The following is a 22,723-nucleotide window of genomic DNA, read 5'->3' as shown; positions in this document are numbered from 1 at the left end:
GGAGCGAAAGACGAGGCTCGAACTCGCGACAACCAGCTTGGAAGGCTGGAGCTCTACCAACTGAGCTACTTTCGCATTAATCATTAACATTTAACCCTTAAATCAACTTGATTTATAGAGCGAAAGACGAGGCTCGAACTCGCGACAACCAGCTTGGAAGGCTGGAGCTCTACCAACTGAGCTACTTTCGCATTACTTGGGTGCAAAGATAATTAATAAAAACTGTTATTTGCAAATTTTTTTTGAAAAATAAATCCACTTTAAACATTCCTTTTCACAACCATTTTAAAATTAAATTGTTATACATTTATTTATTTTTACACCTTATGAAAAACATCAGAAAAATTACCGCTTTAGACACCTATCCCGTGAGACAAGCTGTCCTTCGTAAAGGAAAACCACTATCAACTTGCCTATTTGATGGTGATGATCTAGAAACGACGCTCCACTTTGGATTTTTCATCAATACAGAATTGACAGGCATCATTTCATTGTACAAAAAAAACAATGACGCCTTTACACCAAACAACCAATACCAAATTCGAGGAATGGCTGCCTTAGAACACCATCAAAAAAAAGGAATTGGAGCCGCACTCGTTTTATTTTGCGAAGACTATTGCAAAAAACTGCTTGTAGATTTAATTTGGTTCAATGCCCGAACAACTGCCGTAGCCTTTTATGAAAAACTAGGCTATCAAAAAACAGGAATGCCATTTGAAATCAAAGAGGTTGGCGAACACAATTTGATGTTTAAAAATATCTGTACGGAATAAAAAAACAGGTTCTACCAAGAATTAAATATTTTCGCCACGAATTTTCGTTAATTCCTTTAGATTATAGAAGAAAATTCGTGCCTCGAGCGATAGCGAACTGGCGAAGCAAATTCGTGCCTCCCTTTTTTAAAAGATTTACAGCCTAAATTAAGAAATCAGCTTTGATTCTTTTGTATGATCAATAGAAGGATGATAAATATACAAACACGATTTATCTTTAATTATAGAAATGATTTCACTCACCAATTCAACAGGAATTGCAGGACAACCTTGGCTTCTTCCTAGTCTTTTATTTCCTCTGATAAAGGAATCCGACACATAATCAGCTCCGTGCACAACTACAGCTCTTTGCCTTGCGTGATCATTTATCCCTTTTTCTAAACCGTCTAACTTCAGCGAAAGACCATGTTTCCCTTTATAAATCTCTCCTGTAGCATAAAATCCTAAACTACTCTGAAAAGACTCTGCCGAATTAGAAAAGCGGGTTGCAAATTCTTCTCCAGTATTTCTTCCGTGTGCCACCAAAGATTGGAACAACACTTCATTGGTTCTTAAATCGATAACCCAAAGACGTTTTGCATTAGAAGATAAACTAAAATCTACCAAAGTAAGTATATCCTTTTTGATCAATCCTTTTTCCTTTAATAAATAAAATCCTTTTAAGGCTTCAGCAAAACTTTCTTCAGTAGGCAACTCAAATTCATTGGCATCTAGTGCTTGATAAACCATTTCGATATTGGCGTCAAACTTAGATTCAACAACTGCGGCAATGCTTTTATTTGCATTACTTTCTGGAGCCATAATTTCCATCTCACTAGAGCCAAATGAAAAAAACATAAGAACAGACGAGAGAAATAACTTATATATCATTGTATACCATTTAGTTACAGATTAATTCGAAGTTCGCAAATCTACTCAAAAAAACATCTAATCCAAAAAGAACTGCATTTTATCGATTAAATTTAACATTTTATCGATATTTTAACACAACAACAGTACGAATCTATCCTACAAACACCCATTTCAAAATACTAAAACCGCTATTTACCTTTATTTCCATAAATTTCGATTATCCCGACTACACCTTCAAAATAAACCACATTAAGCAAAAAACAATACTAAAAAGAGTAGCATTCATCAAACAATTCAGTATTAAATACAACTTTAGACGCAAAAAAATAATCCATTAGTGTAACAAAACTCCAAAAAACAGGTCTACTAGTACAAACTTTCACACAAGGTTATCTTTCTAGAAACTGCGTGAATTTTGCTTTACTATTTTACCATACCAACACACCATTTACATGAAAAATCTATTTTTAGTCTATTTTTTACTTCACTCAATTCTCGGCTTGAGCCAAAAAAAGACACTTCAAACAAAATTCACATCAGAAAAGATACTCTTAGACGGCAAACTAGACGAAGCAATATGGCAGTCGGTTCCTGTTGCAACCGATTTTGTTATGTTTCAACCCGATAACGGAAAACCTGTTCCAGAGAACAAAAGAACCGAAGTCCGAGTTTTATATGACAACGAAGCCATTTATATTAGCGCACTACTATATGACAACGAACCCGATAAGATCTTAAAGGAAATTAACAAAAGAGATGATTTTGGCACAACCGATTTTTTTGGTGTTTTTATCAATGGCTATAATGATGGACAACAAAATTTTCAATTTTTCGTAAATGCCGCCGATGGTCAAGCCGATTGTTTGGCAACCGATACCAATGGAGAGGATTACTCTTGGGATGCCGTTTGGAACAGCAAAGCCCTTATTACCTCATTTGGCTGGGCTGTAGAAATGCGCATTCCGTATGCCGCAATGCGTTTTTCGAGTGAAAAAACACAAACTTGGGGCGTTAACTTTTTTAGAGAAATAAGAAGAGACCGTCAGAAATATTCTTGGAATTTTATTGATTCTAAAATTGGAACATTTACCCAACAAAACGGAACGCTTGAAGGCATTGAAAATATAAAAACACCCACAAGACTTTTCTTATTGCCCTATACCTCTTTTTATACCCATGCCAATGCCAAGCAAAAAACGTACAGCGAATTAAAAGGCGGCTTAGACATCAAATACGGAATAAGCGACGCATTTACACTAGATGCGATGCTTATTCCTGATTTTGGTCAAACCAAATATGACGATAGAATTTTAAATTTAAGTCCTTTCGAACAACAATTCAATGAAAACAGAGGCTTTTTTACCGAAGGAACCGATTTATTCAGCAAAGGAAATCTGTTCTATTCCAGAAGAATTGGCGGACCTCCCTCCTATTCTCCCAAAAAAGAGCCTAATGAAAAAACAATCGAAAAACCCACCAGTGTAGACCTTTATAATGCCACAAAAATTTCTGGAAGAACAAAAGGAGGTTTGGGCATTGGGTATCTCAATGCGGTTACTAAAAAAACATATGCTACCATTAAAGACACAATCTCCCAAGAAACGCGTCAAGTTTTGGTAGAACCACTAACCAATTATAACGTCTTGGTTTTTGATCAACGTTTTCATAAGAACTCTTCTATTTCATTAATCAATACAAATGTCACCCGAAATGGTTTCTTTAGAGACGGGAACGTTTCTGCTTTGGTATGGGATTTAAACACCACAAAAAACACCTATAATTTATCCGGAAATTTTGAATCCAGCTATGTTAATGATATTGAAAACAAAAAAACGGGCATTAACACCTCTTTGAGTTTTGCAGAAACGAGTGGTAAGTACCGCTATAATCTAGGTGCCAAATTGGTCACGAAAGACTTTGACAACAACGATTTAGGAATTAATTTCGAAACCAATTATTATAGTTTTAATGGGTTTACAAGTTATAGAATTCTTAGCCCCACCAAAACATTCAACTCCTTCTATGCCAATATCAATGCCTACACTCAATTCCAAAAAGAGACAGGCAAAGTGCAAGCTGACGAAATCAATCTCAATGTAAATTCAAGTACCAGAAAGAACCATCATATTGGTTTTGGAATCAATTATCGTCCCATAGAAACCTACAACTACTATGAACCTAGAAGCGAGGGGAGTTACAGCATTGACCCTACTCGTCTGGGAGGTTGGTTTTCGCTTTCGACAAATTACAACAACAAATTTGCCATAGACGTCAACCCATCTTTAGCGATATTAAATGAATCTCAAAGAATGTCCTATGGCTTTTTTATAGGTCCGCGATACCGTTTTAATGACAAGTTCGCACTGAACTACGAATTCAATTTTTTTCGCCAAAACAACAATAAAGGATATGTTGACAGCAGTTCTAAAAACAAAACGTTGCCCGATAACACTATAATCTATGCCAACAGAAATGCGATCAACTACACTAACAGCCTCAACGGAAAATACTCCTTGAACAGCAAAATGAATTTTGATCTTTCTGCCCGCTATTATTGGTCCTACACCGAAAATAAAAACTTCTATAAACTAGAAAACAACGGAAGACTTACTCCTTATGAAGGCTATACCGAAAACAAAAATCAAAATCTAATAACATGGAATCTGGACATGTCCTACAATTGGTGGTTTGCACCAGGGAGTCAATTGACCCTTTTATACAGAAGCAATGCCTCTAAATATGACAATTTAATCAACAAAGACTTTGGAAATAACTACACGAACCTACTTAACAATCACGATTTAAGTCATGTTTTATCCCTAAGTGTGAAGTATTTTATAGACTACAATCAGGTTAAAAATGTATTTTTAAAATCATAAACTTATAAACAATAACGTTTTCATTTGACCAAACCTCACTTTTTGAATCCATAATTATCATATTGAAAGGAGTATACATTTTTTGAAATACTTTATCTTTGCGAAAAATAAAATGCCATGAACAAAAAAGTAATTCTAATGATATTAGACGGTTGGGGGAAATCTCCTGACCCAAAAGTTTCTGCAATTGACAATGCCAATGTTCCGTTTATAAATAGTCTTTACACAAAATACCCTAGCGCACAACTTAGAACTGATGGTTTACATGTTGGTCTTCCTGAAGGGCAAATGGGAAATAGCGAAGTAGGACACATGAACCTAGGAGCTGGAAGAATTGTTTACCAAGATTTGGCCAAAATCAATCTTGCTGTTGAACACAAAACCTTGGTAAAAGAACAAGTGCTTATCGACGCTTTTGAGTATGCCAAACAAAACAACAAAAAAGTACACTTTTTAGGATTACTTTCTGATGGAGGTGTACACTCCCATACCTCACACTTACGTGGATTAATTGATGCTACTCAAGATTACGGCTTGCAAAATGTATTTGTACACGCTTTTACGGATGGTCGTGACGTAGATCCTAAATCGGGTAAAAAATACGTACACGATCTAGAAAACTACATTGCAAACACTACCGTAAAACTAGCTTCTGTTGTAGGTCGTTATTATGCAATGGATAGAGATAAACGTTGGGAAAGAGTAAAACTGGCTTACGATTTATTGGTAAACGGAACCGGAGTACATTCTAAAAACGCCTACGAAACCATAAAAGAAAGCTACAAAAACCACGTGACCGATGAATTCATCGCTCCTATGGTTATGGTTGATGAAAACGACAAACCACTTGCTACCATTGAAGAAGACGATGTTGTTATCTTCTTCAATTTCAGAACAGACAGAGGACGTGAGTTGACCGAAGCGCTTTCGCAAAAAGATTTTCACGAGCAAAACATGCACAAATTACAGTTGTATTATGTTACGCTAACCAATTATGACGAAACCTACGAAAATGTAAAAGTGGTGTACAACAAAGACAACATCACAGAAACACTGGGAGAAGTTCTGGAAAAAGCCAACAAAAAACAAATTCGTATTGCCGAAACAGAGAAATATCCTCACGTAACATTCTTCTTTTCTGGCGGAAGAGAATTGCCTTTTGAAGGAGAAACTAGACTTTTAAGAAACTCTCCAAAAGTAGCCACTTACGATTTACAGCCCGAGATGAGTGCTTTCGAATTAAAAGATGCTTTGATTCCAGAATTGAATAAAGGCGAAGTTGATTTTGTATGTCTAAATTTTGCCAATGGCGATATGGTTGGACACACTGGTGTTATGAGTGCCGCCATAAAAGCTTGCGAAGCAGTTGATGCTTGCGTAAAAGAAGTTATTGAAGCGGCTCTAGCCAATGATTATACCACCATCGTAATTGCCGATCACGGGAACTGCGAAACAATGATTAATCCTGATGGTTCTCCAAATACAGCGCACACAACAAATCCTGTGCCTATTATTTTGGTAGACAAAGACTTAAAAAATATACAAGATGGAGTTTTAGGAGACATCGCCCCTACTATTCTTGAATTGATGGGAATCGAACAACCAGCGGCAATGACTTGTCATTCGTTGTTATAAAAGCATCAAATTATAAAACCACAAAAAGAGACCGATTTTCGAAATCGGTCTCTTTTTTTTATTAAAAATCACGACACAAAACTATGCAATAGAATCTCGACAGCATAAATCAAAAGCCCTACCAAACCACCCACTAATGTCCCATTGATACGTATGTATTGAAGATCACTTCCTATTTCTAGTTCTAATTTTTCGGCAACCTCATCCGTATCCCAGCTTTTGACCGTTGAAGAAATCAAATCGCCAATCATTTTTTTATTATTGATAAGCACCGACAACACATCATTTTTGATAAAATTATTAATCTTATCCATCATCAACTGATCTGCCTGAATCCCTTTACCAAAACTCTGAATCAAATTAGTAATACTTTTTTTGATAGTCGATTCCTCTTTAAGTCCTAAATCATTAGCAATTGCCGTTTTGATTTCTAGCCAAATGCCGCTGATGTAATCTTGCACCTCTTTTTTATTGGCAAAGCCAAGAACCAAATCATTGACTTTTTGTTGCATTTCGGGAGAATCTCTCAACTCTATTATAAAATGCACTACATAGTCATTTACTTTTTTGCGAATAGCGCTATTTTGATGACTTGCTTGTTCCAGAAAATCGTACAACCCATTAAAAACACCCTCGGCTATTTTTTTATCGGCCAAACCAAAAGAAAGAAATGGAGTCGAACTTTTCACTTTTTCTTCAATCACGTGCTTATTGTTTTGCAATTCAACGATAAGCGTTTTCAGAACATTGGTTACCAATTCTTCTTGTTTTTCGCTTTTGGCTAATGATTCTAAACCAACAGCCATCCATTCTCCAAAGTTTACTTTACTTAATTTATCGGTAAATTGTGCTTGTATAAAATACTGTACTTCGGTATCATCTATGGTTTTCAAAACTCCCGGAATTACATTTTCTACTATTAGATTGGCTACTGTATCTGCATTTTTTCTATCGATCAACCAATTCGAAGCTTTTGTAGCAACATTAAACTGCTCAATTTTCACTTCTAATTTTTCGCGAGTCAAAAACTCATCCGAAACAAAATTCCCCAGATTCACTCCAATTTTGTCTTTATTGTTTGGAATTAAAGCCGTGTGCGGAATAGGAATTCCCAGCGGATGTCTGAATAAAGCTACTACCGCAAACCAATCGGCAATACCCCCCACCATCGCTGCTTCGCTAAAAGCCTTTAACCAATCAATATCATAAAAAACAGCAACCACAAAAAGCATCACCGCAAATCCCAGAAGAATTAAGGCATTCCTTTTCATTTTACTCAAATCCTGTTCTTTTTGGCTGTTTTCTTGGTCTGCTATTGCGTTCATAATGTAACGAATTGATTTCTTAGCTAATTTAAGCTTTTAATACCGTTTTAGAGTAAATAATCGCACTGTAATCCCTGAAAATTGAGGATTATAGAAACTAAAACAACATTCAAAAATAACTGTAAAAAATATTTTTTTCAAGTTATAAATGGTAAATTTGATTTATAAAATGATTTGTTATGACAACGACAACGCTTCAAAAAAAATTGATTCAAAAAATTTCTGAAACGAATAATCTTTCGATTTTAAAATCGATTGAAAATTTACTTAAGGACGATACTACGATTGTGCCTGTGAAATTGTCTAAAGTTCAAAAGAAAATAATAGCACTATCTGAAATAGACATCCAAAATGGAGATGTCGTAGAGCATACTGTTGCCATGAAGCAAATAGCCAGCAAATATGGTTGGTAAAACCGTAAATTGGACTAGAGTTGCACTGCTGACATTATTCGAAACACTTGATTATTTTATCCAAAGAAACGGCAATGACCGTTACAGCAAAAAGCTTTATGCCGAAATTGCCAAAAACGAAACTCGATTGATAAACAATCCGTTTTTAGGAATAGAGGTTGAAGAGACCAATTACAGAAAATTAATTTTTGACGATTATTCGCTTTACTACAAAATTATAAAATCCAAAATTACAATAGTCCTTTTTTGGGACAATCGCAGAGATTCCAAATTATTAGAAAGTGAACTTTTAAAAATCAAATAATTAAAAGCGGTCTTGTTTTAAAAAACGAGACCGCTTTTTTTTATAAATAAAATTGTATTTTTGCCACTTATTTTACAAAAATGATTATCCAAAAAACAAGAGAAGAAATAGAATTGATGCGCGAAAGTGCATTGATCGTATCAAAAACATTAGGAATGATTGCTTCTGAAATCAAAGAAGGAGTTACTACTTTATATCTAGACAAAAGAGCCGAAGAATTCATTCGGGATCATGGTGCAGTCCCTAGTTTTCTAGGACTTTATGGTTTTCCAAATTCATTATGTATGAGTCCGAACTCCCAAGTGGTACACGGAATCCCGAACGACAAACCCTTAGAAAGTGGCGATGTGATTTCGGTAGATTGTGGTGCTTATAAAAATGGTTACCACGGAGACCACGCCTACTCTTTTGAAATTGGAGAAGTAGCCGAAGAAACTAAAAAATTACTGCGCATAACCAAAGAATCTTTGTACGTAGGAATCCGTGAGTTACGAGTTGGAAACCGTGTTGAAGATGTTGGAAATGCCATTCAAAAATATACCGAAGCACACGGTTATGGTGTGGTTCGAGAATTGGTAGGTCACGGTGTAGGACAAAAAATGCACGAAGACCCCGAAATGCCCAACTACGGAAAAAGAGGTCGCGGAAAACTTTTTATAGAAGGAATGGTGGTAGCTATTGAGCCGATGATTAACATGGGAACCAAAAACATCAAACAGCACAAAGACGGTTGGACAATTACCACCGCCGACGGGAAACCAAGCGCCCATTTCGAACACGATGTGGCTATCATAGACGGAAAACCTGAGATTTTATCGACGTTTGCTTATGTGTATAAAGCCTTAGGAATTGTGAGCAATGAAGAAGATGAGTTCAGGAAAGTGCCTTTTGTGATTTAAACACGAATTTCACGAATTGGCACGAATTCTAAATCCATAAAAATTGCACTAAATAAATAGGCAAAATAGACACGAATTACACGAATTAACACGAATTCTAGCCCCTCAAAATTTCACGAATAATAGATTAATATGGATGATATTTATTTAAAAGAAGAGTCATATAAAATTATTGGTCTTTGTATGGAGGTACATAAAATTCTTGGCAAAGGTCATAGCGAAGTTGTTTACAAAGATGCTTTAGAATATGAACTCAAAATCAATTCAATCCCTTTTGAAAGAGAGAAAATTTATGAGATTGAATACAAAGACATTGTTTTACCTCGAAAATACGTAGCCGCCTTTGTGGTTTATAATGAAATAATATTTGAAGTAAAAGCAATTTCACAATTAACAAATAGTGACATCAAACAAACATTAAATTATTTAGCATCATCCAAAAACAAATTAGGCTTATTAGCCAATTTTGGAGAAGACAGTCTAAAATACAAAAGAATAATTTTATAATCCCAAATTAGTGAAATTCTAATTTTCACACAATACAATTCGTGTGAATTAGTGAAATTCGTGTTTAAATTTTTATCCCATGAAATCCGTGTTTAAACTTATACTCAATACAATCCCACGTCCCATTCTTATTCGTTTGAGTTATGTGGCACGCCCAATTATCGCTTTTACTTTAAAAGGAACTAATTTCACCGATCCTATCGACGGGAAAAGTTTCAGGTCAATGTTGCCTTATGGGTACGAAACACAACGCAACAATGTGCTTTCGCCAAGTACACTTTCGTTAGAGAGACACCGTTTGCTTTGGCTATACCTAAACGAGCAAACCGATTTTTTTACCGCTCCAAAGAAAGTATTGCATTTTGCTCCAGAACAGGCTTTTTATAAATTGTTTCGCAAGCAAAAAAATCTAGAATACACTACAACCGATTTATTTTCGCCATTGGCAGATGTAAAAGCAGATATTTGTGATTTGCCTTTTGAGGACAATCAATACGATGTCATTCTTTGCAATCACGTATTGGAACACATACCAGATGACACCAAAGCCATGCAGGAATTGTATCGCGTTTTGAAACCTGGCGGAATGGCGATTCTTCAAATCCCTCAAGATTTGAATAGAGCCGTAACTTTTGCTGACGATACGATTACCGACCAAAAAGAGCGTGCCAAAATATTTGGACAATACGACCACGTACGTATTTATGGGCGTGATTATTTTGACAAACTAAGAAGCATCGGCTTTACCGTTGTCGAAGAAGATTACACCAATAAAATAGCTCCTGAATTGGTAGAAAAATATTGTTTGGCAAAAGGTGAAATCATTCCTGTTTGTTTTAAATAAATAGCATTTCTTATAGTTTTATTACCTTCAGCTATAGCTAAATGTCATAAAGTTTTAAAAAAAAACGAAAAGAAATTAACACCTAACAGGTTAAAAAAAACCTGTTAGGATTAGCGTTTCCTAACAGGTTTATTTTAACCTGTTAGGCATTACAAATCTTAACCTAATGGCATTGAGCTATAGGTGAAAGCAATTAAAAAAATTGGCCATTTACGATTTACAATCCTAATAGAAATCACTTTGAAAACCGAGAATTCCTTTCAGTTCTGCTTTGATATTAGTTTTGAAAAAAAGCTAAACACCTATATTCCGACTGCTTATATTCTAGAACATTCCGAGGCTATAACTTATTTAGACAAGAAAGCGAGTTCCGAGGTACTTCAAAGTTTCGGGGTTATTTTTGAAAATTTAGATACAACCACCAAAAAAATATTGACCATTTGTGAGGATTTAAAACCCGAAAAAGTTTTTAGAAAATTCAGCAAAAACAGCAAGTCTGCCAAAACTATTGATGATTTACTCAAAGACTCTAAACTAGCCTTTGGCATTCGCCAATTTACAAAAACCAACCTAGATCAGTTTTACAGTTTAGTCAAGCAAGAGGGTTTTCCGTTGTCTATGAATTTAGACCTTGAGAAAGATTTTAGAAACAGTCGGGTTACTACGAATCATTCCCCCCTTGAAACGCAACTCCATTTTGACAAACACCAAAATGGAATTACCTATACCCTAGCTTTAAAAGACAACGAAACTGTTTTTTATCCATTTGATGCTACAATCGAATTACTTTTGGACGATCCGAGTTGGCTCATTGTTGACAGAAAACTTTTCTATTTGCAACACATCAATTCTAAAAAAATCACTCCTTTTTTGACGAAAAAATCCATTGAGATTCCGTCCAAATTGGTGCCTGACTATTTTGAGAAGTTTATCAAGGATATTGCAAAAAAGGCAAACATCACAGCAACTGGTTTTGAAATTGAAACCAGAAACAATATCGTTTCTTGTGCCGTTCAACCCGTACTTGATTTTTTCAAAAACAGCTATTACCTCAACCTTATATTCGATTATAACGGATATGCATTTGATGCCAATTCGACAAAAAAAACTAATTCGGCCATTGATTTAAGTGATTTAGACAACATTAAACTTATACAGTACAAACGCTCTGAAGCAGAATCTTCATTTGCAGATCAATTACTGGAAATAGGTCTGTCAAAAACCGAAAATGGTTTGTTTGGGCTTTCGCCAAAGGAAGAAAAGCAAAACCCTTACGCCACCATACAATGGGCTATAGAAAACCAAGAAATTCTTAAGTCTTTGAACTTTTCTATTCAAAATCTGAAAATCGACAGCAAGAAAATTGATACTCACAAAGTGGAAATCCAATTTTCGAATGAAATAAAGAGCGATTGGTTTGACATCAAAATGACGGTGGTTTGCGAGGCATTTGAATTTAGTTTCAGTGAAATAGTTTCGAATATAAAAAACCGAAACCGACTTTTTCTTTTGCCTAATGGCAATTACTTTTTGATTCCGATTGAATGGATGACGCTTTACGCCCCTATGGTGAAATTGGCAAGAATTCAAAACGGTAATTTTATGTTGCCTAAAAGTAATTTTGCTATTCTAGAAGGTATTACAGAGCTGAAAAATTCAACAAATTTACAAACAGTCATAGAATACCAGCCTTCACCTTTGGTAAAAGCGACACTGAGACCCTACCAAATAGAAGGAGTTAAATGGTTATTGGAACATTACAACAATGGTTTAGGCGCATGCTTGGCCGACGATATGGGATTGGGAAAAACATTGCAAACCTTGACCACACTGGTTGCCATACAAGAACAATTGGAATTTAAAAAAGCCGAAGACGTTCAACTGGATTTATTTGGAAACGAAATTCCAATACCAAAAGAATACTTAAAAGCTCTGATTGTCTTACCATCCTCATTGGTTTTTAACTGGTATAACGAAGCTCGAAAATTCACACCGCATTTTCGAAGAGTGCAATATATTGGCAACGACCGAAAACTGCTTTCTAAAAAATTAGAAAAATACGATTTGATTTTTACCAGTTATGCAGTCGTTTCCAGAGATATTTCAATTTTGGAAAAATACAATTTCAGGTATTTGATTTTGGACGAAAGTCAATACATCAAAAACAAGAATTCCAAAATTTTCAAGGCTATCAATCAGATAAAAGCCAGCCATAAAATATCATTGAGCGGAACTCCAATAGAAAACTCCCTCGATGATTTATGGTCACAAATGCAATTTATCAATCCAAATATCTTGGGGAGTTATTCGTTTTTTGCCGAAAATTACAAACTCCCAATAGAGAAAAAGCAAGACGAGAATAGCTTATTGGAACTAAAAAACATCATTAGTCCATTTATTTTAAGGCGTACCAAAGAGCAAGTTTTAAAAGATTTACCAGAACTGTCTGAACAGATTTTCTATTGCGAAATGGAACCCGAACAAGAAAAGTTATACGAAGAAGAAAAATCGAAGGCCAGAAACTTCCTTTTGAAAGCTGAAGGCCCGAGTACAGACAAAATTAGTATTATCAACACGTTAATGCGTTTGAGACAATTGAGTAATCACCCCAAAATGATTGACTCCAAATCGGAAATGGATTCGGGGAAATACATTGCTGCGACTCGCTATTTAGAGACTTTGGTACAATCCAACCAAAAAACAATTGTTTTCAGTTCGTTTGTATCCAATTTGAATTTTTATAAAACTTGGTGCCAAGAAAATAAAATAGATTTTTGCGAACTTACAGGAGAAACGCCTTTGAAAGAAAGAGAATTTCAAGTCAATCGTTTTCAAGAGCAGGAAAAACCATTGTTATTTTTCATCTCTTTGAAAGCGGGTGGAGTTGGACTCAATATTACCAAAGCTTCTTATGTTATTTTTCTGGATCCTTGGTGGAATCCCTTTTCTGAAAAACAAGGAATTGGTCGTGCGCATCGAATTGGGCAGATGAATAAAGTAAATGTGATTCGGTTTATCTCCAAAAACACTGTTGAAGAAAAAATCATTCGTTTGCAGGAAAGTAAAAAACTCTTGGCCGATTCGCTTTTGGATGAAAATTATATGAGTGCTGAAATTGAGGAGAATTTGGATTTTATATTGGAGTAAACCATTGAGTCTATAGTCTCTCATTATAGGACAACCCAAATATTCATCAATAACAATCCAATGTCATTTAGTCAAGGCTTATTTGTCATTTCGACCAAAGGGAGAAATCACATAAAGAAAATAACTAATGTGATTTCTCCTTCGTCGAAATGACACAACAGAAGTGTATTTTCCTACACTAAACAACATTGAATAACAATGGTATAATTCGTATATTTACCACTCATGAACGACAAGTGACCAATGAAAATAATTACTGTTTTACTACTTTCTTTATTTTGCCTAACTCTTACTGCACAAGTAGAGACTGAGGTACCGCCACCTTTTAATATCAAAACGGCTTCTTTTATTCAGAACAGTAAAAACACCATTCCAATATTTAAACTTGGGGACGGATTTGATTTTCAATTTGACGACTTATTTGGTAATGAAGCTGACTATTATTATGAAATCACCCATTGTGATTACAATTGGATTCCTTCGGACATTCCAAAAAGTGATTATTTACAAGGTTTTGACAGTCAAAAAATTCTAGACTATGCCAACTCCTTTAATACGCTACAAACCTATTCCCATTACAACCTCACGATTCCAAATCAGTACACTCGATTGCTTCTCAGTGGCAATTACGTTCTTACGATTTTAAATTCGGACAAAGAAGTGGTTTTAAAAAGGCATTTTATTCTGTATGAAGATCTTGTAAAAGTACCATTAAAAATAAAAAAGGCTCGAACAGTAAGCAATCTCTACACTAAACACAACTTAGAATTTGAAATAATAGGCGAAAATTTTCTTTTTCAAAATCCGACACAAAACTTGAAAGTGGTATTACTTCAAAATGGAAAATTCAATAGTGCTCTAAAAAACATTCCGTCACAATATGTTATTGGAAACACTTTTGTCTATAAATACGATAAAGAAACCCAGTTTTGGGCGGGAAACGAATTTTTAAACTTTGATTCCAAAGACATTCGATACGCCAATAATTACATCAGTTACGTGAATTCCGACAATGATATTTACAATACGCATTTGTACACAAACGAAGATCGAACCAACTTACCTTATACCAACTTGACCGATATTAACGGTAACTTTAAGGAACAAATTGTAAATGGTCAAAATCCCAAAATTGAAGCCGATTATTCTTGGGTTTACTTTACACTTTCGGCCCCTTCTTTTATGCTAAATAAAAATGTTTATGTTGGTGGAATGTTTAATAATTATAGTACCTCCCCCGAATACAAAATGGATTATAATGCAAAAACTGCTCTTTATGAAAAAGCCATTTTAATTAAACAGGGATTCGTAAACTACCAATACCATATTGCAGACAATAAAGGCATCATGGATCAGGAAAACGGTATTGATGGAAACTTTTATCAAACCGTAAATGACTATTCCGTTTTGGTTTATTACAAAGGAAACGGAGACCGATACGAAAAAGTCATCGGCTATGGAACGGCAAATTCATTACAGCTAACAAATTAAAAAACGTAACTTCTCAGTGATTAGCGAATAGCCTTTAGTGATTAGCTTGGAATAGTAGATTCTAGCCTAAATACATTCAAAATTTATGCAAAAGGAATAAGCCAAATAGCTTTTTAATGATCTATACTCCTTTTTTTGTGTACCCAAAAGCTAATCACTCTTCACTCCCGATAGCTATCGGGACTCAGGGCTAAAGAGCTACAAAAAAACATTCCAAAAAAAATTTTAGATTCACTATATTTTTTTTGTAATTTTGTCAAAATGAAGTAACTATTTATAGCTCTTTACCATGGTTTCACAAATAACAAGAGGCATTAAAATATCAGTATTGACTAGTTTTGAAGGAACGTACTTCAAAAACTACAAGATTCATTTTGCCTTTAGTTATGAGATTACAATAGAAAACCACAGTAAAGATTCTGTTCAATTGACTTCACGTCATTGGGAAATCTACGATTCCTTAAACGACTTAGAATTTGTGGACGGTGAAGGTGTTATTGGTAAAAAACCAGTTTTAAAACCAGGCGAACAGCACACGTATAGTTCAGGTTGTTTACTATCCTCCCCATACGGAGCTATGAAAGGTCATTTTGATATGATTAATTTTACTTCTACAAAATCCTTCAAAGTTATTGTACCTACCTTTAGAATGTGTGCCCCTTTTGCTTTAAATTAAAACCGTTAGATTTTTGATTAACGATTTTTGATTTAAGAATTATCAGTCAACTTGAGTATTTTTAAGATTTTTTAGATTACGTACAAAATTTCGATTATACAGAAATCTGCAATCAAAAATCGTTAATCAAAAATCTTAAATCTTAATTTCCTAATTTTATAACCTCCCAATTGACATATTAATCAATTAACCTTTGTACTTTTGCGTGAAATTATCTAATTCATAAAATTTGAATTGTTTAATTATCTAATTGTCTAATATTAAATTTAAGGAATATGCTAAAAGGTTTTTTTAATGTACCGAAAGCGGTTAACGAACCCGTAAAAGGATACGCTCCAAACTCACCAGAAAAAGCAGCCGTTCAAGCAGCTTATACAAAAATGTGGAATTCTACAATCGATGTACCTTTATATATTGGTAGCGAAGAAATTAGAACCGGAAACACTAAAAACATGACTGCTCCACACGACCACCAACATGTCGTAGGAACCTATCATCTTGCCGAAAAAACACATATAGAAAAAGCTATTGCCAATGCTCTAGAATCTAGAACAGCTTGGGCAAATATGGCATGGGAACAACGCGCCGCTATTTTCCTTAAAGCAGCTGAACTTATTGCAGGGCCATACAGAGCAAGAATCAATGCTGCAACAATGATTGCGCAATCTAAAAATATACACCAAGCAGAAATTGATGCTTCTTGTGAATTGATCGACTTTTTACGTTTCAACGTAGAATTTATGACTCAAATTTACGCAGATCAACCAGCATCTACTTCAGATATGTGGAATCGTTTAGAATACAGACCTCTAGAAGGTTTTGTATATGCGATTACACCTTTTAACTTTACTGCCATTGCTGCAAACCTTCCAGCAAGTGCTGCTATGATGGGGAATGTGGTTATCTGGAAACCAAGTGATAGTCAAGTATTTTCGGCTCAAATCATTATTGAAATATTCAAAGAAGCGGGAGTTCCTGATGGAGTTATCAACGTAGTTTTTGGAGATGCATTGATGATTACCGATACTGTTTTGGCAAGTCGTGATTTTGCTGGAATTCACTTTACAGGTTCAACTCATGTATTCAAAGATATTTGGTCAAAAATTGGAACTAACATCCACCACTACAAAACCTACCCAAGAATTGTAGGTGAAACTGGAGGTAAAGATTTTATCATCGCTCATCCAAGTGCCAATGCAAAACAAGTAGCAACAGGAATTGTTCGTGGTGCTTTTGAATTTCAAGGTCAAAAATGTTCAGCTGCTTCAAGAGCTTATGTTCCGCAAAGCTTATGGCCAGCCATAAAAGAACAATTGATTACCGATACCAAATCAATGAAAATGGGTTCTCCAGAAGATTTTGGTAACTTTATCACTGCAGTAATTCACGAAGGATCTTTTGATAAATTAGCTAGTTTTATTGACCAAGCTAAAAAAGATGCCGATGCCGAAATTATCGTTGGTGGAAACTACGATAAATCAGTAGGTTATTTTATTGAACCAACTATCATCGTAACAACAAACCCTCATTACACCACTATGGAAACCGAATTATTCGGACCTGTAATGACGATTTTTGTTTATGAAGACGCTAAATGGTCTGAAACATTGAAATTGGTAGATTCTACATCTGAGTACGCTTTAACAGGAGCTGTTTTCAGTCAAGACCGTTATGCAATCGAAGAAGCTACAACCGCTTTACAAAATGCTGCCGGAAACTTCTACATCAATGATAAACCAACAGGAGCTGTTGTAGGAATGCAACCTTTTGGTGGTGCAAGAGCATCAGGAACTAACGACAAAGCGGGTTCAGCATTGAACTTATTGCGTTGGGCTTCGCCAAGAACGATCAAAGAAACATTTGTTACTCCAGTAGATTATAGATACCCGTTTTTAGGAGAATAGTCTAATTTTAGATTTATAAAAAAGCCGCAAATTTCAAATGAAATTTGCGGCTTTTATTTTTGTTGATTCGACCCTTTATTTCCAAACTGGAATTTTTATAAAACTGTCATTATACCATTTTATTTTTAAAGGTTCTTTCGCATCTTCAATGGTTTCATCGCTAACCTCTTTGCCTGTTCCATAATTTAATTGAGAAAATGGATTTTTATTTACATTGATAGCCACAAGCAAACGACTGCCTTTACTCAATTGCTTACTGACCAAATGTGTATTCGAAAAAGGGATAGATTCTATTTCATTAGGTTTCAGTAAATTTCTTTTTGTAGTGTCTTTGGCGTAACTGGCACGACCTAAAAAATAAGACAAATGAAAATAGTCTCCATTTGGCATTACTTCATATAAAGTAACCCCTATATCCATATCTTTTTTGTTGATACTCGCTTTTATCTCCCCAAAAAAAGAACCATTAATTAACATCGATTCTTTCAAGGGTTCACTTATAAAAATAAATCCATTGCTAGTATCTATCTCTTTTCTAATAATTGGATCTGGGTAGTAATCATTATTTTCCGTTTGTCTGTCAGCAAAATTAACTTCTTGGTACAGATACTTTTTTTGAATTGGTTTTTTGTCATTTAAAGCATAAAACTTTCCTGATTTGCTATCTGTCAAATACATTTTGAGAAAACCATTGGCCATTTTATCAATAGAAGAGGTACTTCGCCACTCATTTGCTCCCATTACCTGATAGTTAATTTTGTCTTTCAGTATTTCTGGTTTAGTGCTGTTTCTTAGAATATAATCAAACCATTGGTACGTTATTTTTTTTATATTGATTATGGCTATTGAATCAACCTTGTAGTCATACAAATTAAGTTCGCCTCCAATTTGAGTACCAAAGTGACCGTACGGCCCAATAATTACATAAACCGGAGTTTGTGGATTATATTTCTGAAGTTCTCTTACATAATACAAACTTGAATTTTGAGAATCGTTGTAATATCCGTCAAAAGCCAGCACAGGAATATTTATTTGTGCAAATTCTTTTCCGTACGGCGCCATTTTCTGCCAATATTCGTCAAATGAAGAATGGCTTATCCATCGTTGAAACAGCCTATTGGGACTGCCGTCAATACTGTCCATTTTTTTATAGGCCACGCCTGTTTTCCACCATTTGTCCTGCATTGTTCTAAATCGCTGTCTGTCATTGCCTGCAATAGTATCTAGGTACTTGTTATTGCCAACATAAAACGACCATTCGTAATTGGGGTTTACAGAAATGTTATTTTCCATTGGAAGTCCCATTCCTGGTCTGTTAGCAACATAAGGCACAATTGTTTTAAGTGCAGGATGCATTTTTTTACAAGCTGCCCATTGCGTAAATCCATTATAACTACCGCCATACATCCCTACACCTCCGTTGCACCATTCTTGTTTACTGATCCAATCAATAACATCATAAGCATCATTGCCATCATTCTCATAAGGGAATATTTCACTTGGACTAAACCGCTTACCTCTTGTATAGGCAATAACGCCTACGTAACCGTTGTCCGCAGCTTCTTTTAATGTTTTAATATCTCTTCCTTTGTCCCTAACATAAATAGTATATTGAAAGATGACAGGTTTTGGAGTAGTGATTCCTTTTTTTCGCACCACCATTGCTGATATAAATGCGCCATCACGTGTTTTAATCATCACACTGTCTTGAATATCATAAGCACTTTTTAAATCTTCTGATTTTGTTACACTTGTCTGCTGTGAGAACGCATTTGACAGTATTAAAATAAGAAATACAAAATTTAAAATTGGTTTCATTTATTAGTTTTATTTAGGTAGTTTTATTTAAATCTAAAATTTTGAAATGGCTTGAAAACAATCAATAACGGCGCATTTAGCATTAGACTTCATGCAGAAGACAAATTATAATCAGTATCCTTACAATCCTGAAACTTTTGGGATTATTAGATTAGCGAATACAATTGGTATAACTCATCCAAACCCCGAAAGGGGTGTAATGATTATAGAAAATATATAACGCGTCGGTGAGCAAACCCTGAAGGGGGGTGAAATTATTTAACCTTTTTTATTAAAAAACCTCCATCTTAATAATCAATACATTCAGATGTAAAAAAGCCACCCCTTTGGGGTTTTCGTACGATGGAATTACTTATTTCTATAATCATTTCACCCTTTCAGGGTTTTCAACAGGTATCGAAGATTGCATTTGGCACGTAACAATCAAAAAGACCAATTATTTCTAATGTGGAATCTGGGTTTCAGTTTTACTTTTTTTCGTTTTTTCTCCAAATCTATGCCGTCTGTAGCACTATAGATTTCACGAAATCTGAAAACAGTGTAGGTTTTTCTAGTTTATACGTTTCTATATAAACATTTTAAAAAAAAATTACCATTCATTTATTAAATCCCATTTAGATTTTTGAATTTAACCGATTGGCGGTTTGAGACTTCTAATAGTTCTCCAGTTTTTAGTTTCACTTCCAACCTGCCGCCGATTGTCCTATTTACTTCTTGGATATATTTAATATTTACAATTTCGGTTCTGTTAATTCTGAAAAAAATATTTTCATCCAGTATCTCTTCCCATTGGCGGAGAGAACGCCTTTGCAGCGCTTTTTTTTCTTGAAAAAAAAGTCTGGTGTAATTTTCAAGCGATTCAATTAAATAAATTTCATTCAATTGGATAAAGAATCGTTTCTCCCCATCCTTAATGAAAATTTTTCGGTCTTTTGTTTCAGCATTATTAAAAGAGGATTTCATGCTTATAGTATTCCTTATTTTTTCAATTGCTTTTGCAAAACGTTCCTCTCGTATGGGTTTCATTAGATAGTCTAAGGCATTTACTTCAAATGCTTGAACAGCATATTGGTTATACGCTGTAGTAAATAGTACTGCTGGCACACTATCTAAGGACTCCAATAAATCGAAGCCGGATTTCTCAGGCATTTGAATATCCAAAAAAATTAAATCAGGCATTTTCGTTTCAATCAAATCCTTAGCTACATCGGCATTTTCGGCCTCGCCTATAAGAACAAAGTCTTCATACACCTTTAATGCTCTTTTCAGTTCTTCGCGTGACAAACGTTCATCATCAACTATTATAACTTTTATTTTTTTCATTCGGATGGAAGTAAAATAGTTGCCAAAACCGTTTCGTCTTTCATCTCTTTAATTTCAAAAGAGGAATTTCCGTTATATTGTAATAATAGCCTCTCTCTCAGGTTATTTAACCCAATACCTGAATCTTTACTCTCTTTACTTAACTTGCCCGAGTTTTGAACGCTGATTTTTATAAAATTGTTCTCCATTTCAACTTTTACAGTAATAAATCCACCACTTTTCCTTTTTTCAATTCCATGCTTTATGGCATTCTCAACCAGCGACTGAATACTCAAAGGCAGAATAAAATGTTTTGACAAGTCTACACTTGCTTCAATTTTCGTTTGCAAACGTTCCTCAAATCGTATTTTTTCTAATTCCAGATAATCTTTGACAAGGTTAATTTCGTCATTTAAGGATACTAATCTCCCAATATTACTGTTTAAGGAATTCCTTAGCAACTCTGATAAAAGATCAATTGCTCTCCTAGCCGAATAGGGGTTTTCTAATACCAAAAATTTTATATTATTCAGCGAGTTAAAAAAGAAATGCGGGTTAAGCTGTGCGCTCAGGTTATTGAGTTGTGCCTCTTTTATTACAATCGACAATCGGGCATTTTCCTTTACAGTTTCTATTTCAAGTCTTGAATAATGATAAAGATGGTACGCCAATACCCAAATAGACATTAATCTAGTTCCTGTGATAAAAACCTGTAATTGTGTAGATTTGAAAAATTCAAAAAATGAAACGGGTGCACTTTTTAAAATAAACAAACGTACCAGATAAAGTTTACCAACAATCAAAAACATATACAATACCGAAAGTGCCAAAACACCAAGTGCAATTTTTGGGATTAACATTTTCAGATTTAATTTATTCCATCCCTTTTTTAAAGCAAAATTTCTGTAAATATGTGTCAGTGTAATACCAATCGACACATCCAGTATTAGATCTGCTATGCCCATTTCCCAGATAAAATCACCGTTAAAAAAAGCCAAAAATCCCCAATACAAAGAAGTAGTAATCCATCCGATGAGCTGAATTTTCCAATAGGACGATATTCTTGTAATCATTTTCAATGCAAAAGTTTTTAGTGCCGTAGTAAAGGTATTCCTCTAATACAGATTGAGCAAATAAAAGTACATGAACGGAAAATAATAGAGGATGAATGGAGTCCGTTCGTTAATTATACTACTCCAACACATAAAGATTTATGATTATAGATTAACGATTTGCGATTTATGATTTAAACCCCACAAGAATTCAGATTGTTTTGAAATCTTGTGGGGTTTGTTTATAATGGTATAATGGCTTTAACAAATCTAGAACTGTAGTTTTACGAAATTGCCTGTTGTTCTTTTCTTTTTTGACAGTAGTTTGCCAAGGCAATACTTATTACATTTAATTTTTGAACCAAAGAATAAAGAAAAACAAATTCTAAATTGTTGAATCCATACTGAGGTTAGAGTTTTAATCCTATTGGTGTTCTGACACATTATTATACTGCCAAAGGACGTTAATAATTTTCCACTCTCCATTAATCTTCACTATGTGCATGTAGTCAAACCATTCGTCAGCAATTAGTTTAACCGATGCAGTCAATGGAGACACATCGAGTAATTTAAGTTCTTTCTTGGGATTTTTCGGAAACTTATCCCCACTGGCATTATAGGTTTCTGCAAGAATAATCAAGTTTTCCGCTGAAAATTCAGAGATAAAATCTTTTTTCGCCTTTTTACTTTTGAAGACTGACCTTTTTACCACTCGAGGATGCAAAGCATCTTGCATTTGCTTGGGATTTGGATTATGTTGTGACTCAATGTAAGCAAGTGCCACTCTCTTCACATCAAGCGTGTCCTTAGCTGTCTGACCTTGCACTTTAAAAGTGGTAATAACTAGGAATAGAATAAAAAAAGAAATTAATTTCATAATATAGATTTTAATTAGGATTTAT

At 34.7% G+C, this 22,723-nt stretch carries 18 protein-coding genes and 2 tRNA genes; 12 read left to right on the top strand and 8 right to left on the bottom strand.

Going from position 1 to position 22,723, the window contains the following annotated elements; all coding sequences use genetic code 11:
• Window positions 1–2: 2 nt before the first annotated feature.
• Together FNW52_RS01495 and FNW52_RS01490 are read right to left on the bottom strand one after the other, a co-directional pair.
• Window positions 3–75 (bottom strand) — tRNA-Gly (locus FNW52_RS01495).
• A 43-nt stretch (window positions 76–118) separates the two neighbouring features.
• Window positions 119–191 (bottom strand) — tRNA-Gly (locus tag FNW52_RS01490).
• A gap of 135 nt (window positions 192–326) precedes the next feature.
• Between FNW52_RS01490 and FNW52_RS01485 the strand changes: the two genes are divergently transcribed.
• The gene (locus FNW52_RS01485; RefSeq protein ID WP_143375654.1) at window positions 327–773 is read left to right on the top strand and encodes a GNAT family N-acetyltransferase; all 447 of its coding nucleotides are present in this window, start codon (window positions 327–329) and stop codon (window positions 771–773) included.
• 147 nt (window positions 774–920) lie between these two features.
• Here FNW52_RS01485 and FNW52_RS01480 read toward each other — a convergent pair whose 3' ends face one another.
• Window positions 921–1,643, bottom strand: coding sequence for a murein L,D-transpeptidase catalytic domain family protein (locus FNW52_RS01480; protein WP_143375653.1), 723 nt, complete (start codon window positions 1,641–1,643; stop codon window positions 921–923).
• Window positions 1,644–2,077: 434 nt separating this feature from the next.
• Between FNW52_RS01480 and FNW52_RS01475 the strand changes: the two genes are divergently transcribed.
• Together FNW52_RS01475 and gpmI are read left to right on the top strand one after the other, a co-directional pair.
• Entirely contained in the window at window positions 2,078–4,504 is a 2,427-nt protein-coding gene (locus FNW52_RS01475; protein WP_143375652.1) for a DUF5916 domain-containing protein, read from the top strand.
• A 117-nt stretch (window positions 4,505–4,621) separates the two neighbouring features.
• Complete coding sequence (gene gpmI, locus FNW52_RS01470) at window positions 4,622–6,139, top strand: 2,3-bisphosphoglycerate-independent phosphoglycerate mutase (protein WP_143375651.1); 1,518 nt, start codon at window positions 4,622–4,624, stop codon at window positions 6,137–6,139.
• A 68-nt stretch (window positions 6,140–6,207) separates the two neighbouring features.
• Here the strand turns inward: gpmI and FNW52_RS01465 are convergent, their stop codons facing one another.
• Window positions 6,208–7,464, bottom strand: coding sequence for a DUF445 domain-containing protein (locus tag FNW52_RS01465; protein WP_143375650.1), 1,257 nt, complete (start codon window positions 7,462–7,464; stop codon window positions 6,208–6,210).
• Between the two features lie 179 nt (window positions 7,465–7,643).
• On the opposite strand from FNW52_RS01465, the gene FNW52_RS01460 reads away from it, so the two are divergent.
• From FNW52_RS01460 to pruA, 9 genes are all read left to right on the top strand, one after another.
• Window positions 7,644–7,877: a hypothetical protein gene (locus FNW52_RS01460; RefSeq protein WP_143375649.1), complete on the top strand. Its 234-nt coding sequence runs from the start codon at window positions 7,644–7,646 to the stop codon at window positions 7,875–7,877.
• On the top strand, window positions 7,867–8,181 hold the full coding sequence (locus FNW52_RS01455; RefSeq protein WP_143375648.1) for a type II toxin-antitoxin system RelE/ParE family toxin: 315 nt from the start codon (window positions 7,867–7,869) through the stop codon (window positions 8,179–8,181). Before FNW52_RS01460 ends, FNW52_RS01455 begins: the two co-directional genes overlap by 11 nt.
• An 80-nt stretch (window positions 8,182–8,261) precedes the next feature.
• Window positions 8,262–9,080, top strand: coding sequence for a type I methionyl aminopeptidase (gene map, locus FNW52_RS01450; protein WP_143375647.1), 819 nt, complete (start codon window positions 8,262–8,264; stop codon window positions 9,078–9,080).
• A 132-nt stretch (window positions 9,081–9,212) separates the two neighbouring features.
• Window positions 9,213–9,587 (top strand): GxxExxY protein, encoded by a 375-nt coding sequence (locus FNW52_RS01445; RefSeq protein ID WP_143375646.1) that lies wholly within the window; start codon window positions 9,213–9,215, stop codon window positions 9,585–9,587.
• A 79-nt stretch (window positions 9,588–9,666) separates the two neighbouring features.
• Window positions 9,667–10,431: a class I SAM-dependent methyltransferase gene (locus FNW52_RS01440; RefSeq protein WP_143375645.1), complete on the top strand. Its 765-nt coding sequence runs from the start codon at window positions 9,667–9,669 to the stop codon at window positions 10,429–10,431.
• Between the two features lie 240 nt (window positions 10,432–10,671).
• The gene (locus FNW52_RS01435) at window positions 10,672–13,578 is read left to right on the top strand and encodes a DEAD/DEAH box helicase (RefSeq protein ID WP_143375644.1); all 2,907 of its coding nucleotides are present in this window, start codon (window positions 10,672–10,674) and stop codon (window positions 13,576–13,578) included.
• 243 nt (window positions 13,579–13,821) lie between these two features.
• Window positions 13,822–15,069: a DUF5103 domain-containing protein gene (locus tag FNW52_RS01430; protein WP_143375643.1), complete on the top strand. Its 1,248-nt coding sequence runs from the start codon at window positions 13,822–13,824 to the stop codon at window positions 15,067–15,069.
• A 289-nt stretch (window positions 15,070–15,358) separates the two neighbouring features.
• Window positions 15,359–15,745 (top strand): Co2+/Mg2+ efflux protein ApaG, encoded by a 387-nt coding sequence (apaG, locus tag FNW52_RS01425; RefSeq protein ID WP_143375642.1) that lies wholly within the window; start codon window positions 15,359–15,361, stop codon window positions 15,743–15,745.
• 275 nt (window positions 15,746–16,020) lie between these two features.
• On the top strand, window positions 16,021–17,649 hold the full coding sequence (gene pruA / locus FNW52_RS01420; RefSeq protein ID WP_143375641.1) for an L-glutamate gamma-semialdehyde dehydrogenase: 1,629 nt from the start codon (window positions 16,021–16,023) through the stop codon (window positions 17,647–17,649).
• 75 nt (window positions 17,650–17,724) lie between these two features.
• On the opposite strand, the gene FNW52_RS01415 is transcribed toward pruA, so the two are convergent.
• The 4 genes from FNW52_RS01415 to FNW52_RS01400 form a co-directional block, all read right to left on the bottom strand.
• A complete protein-coding gene (locus FNW52_RS01415; protein WP_143375640.1) occupies window positions 17,725–19,467 on the bottom strand; it encodes a CocE/NonD family hydrolase in 1,743 nt (580 codons plus the stop codon).
• A gap of 603 nt (window positions 19,468–20,070) precedes the next feature.
• A complete protein-coding gene (locus FNW52_RS01410) occupies window positions 20,071–20,790 on the bottom strand; it encodes a LytTR family DNA-binding domain-containing protein (protein WP_143375639.1) in 720 nt (239 codons plus the stop codon).
• Entirely contained in the window at window positions 20,787–21,842 is a 1,056-nt protein-coding gene (locus FNW52_RS01405; RefSeq protein WP_143375638.1) for a sensor histidine kinase, read from the bottom strand. The genes FNW52_RS01410 and FNW52_RS01405 overlap by 4 nt, the downstream gene beginning before the upstream one ends.
• A 403-nt stretch (window positions 21,843–22,245) precedes the next feature.
• Complete coding sequence (locus FNW52_RS01400) at window positions 22,246–22,698, bottom strand: nuclear transport factor 2 family protein (protein WP_143375637.1); 453 nt, start codon at window positions 22,696–22,698, stop codon at window positions 22,246–22,248.
• Window positions 22,699–22,723 lie beyond the last annotated feature (25 nt).

The sequence above is a fragment of the Flavobacterium sp. ZT3R18 genome (assembly GCF_007097385.1).
Classification (GTDB): Bacteria; Bacteroidota; Bacteroidia; order Flavobacteriales; family Flavobacteriaceae; genus Flavobacterium.
Note: the sequence above shows the minus strand (reverse complement) of the source record. Positions and strands in the feature narration are given on the sequence as shown.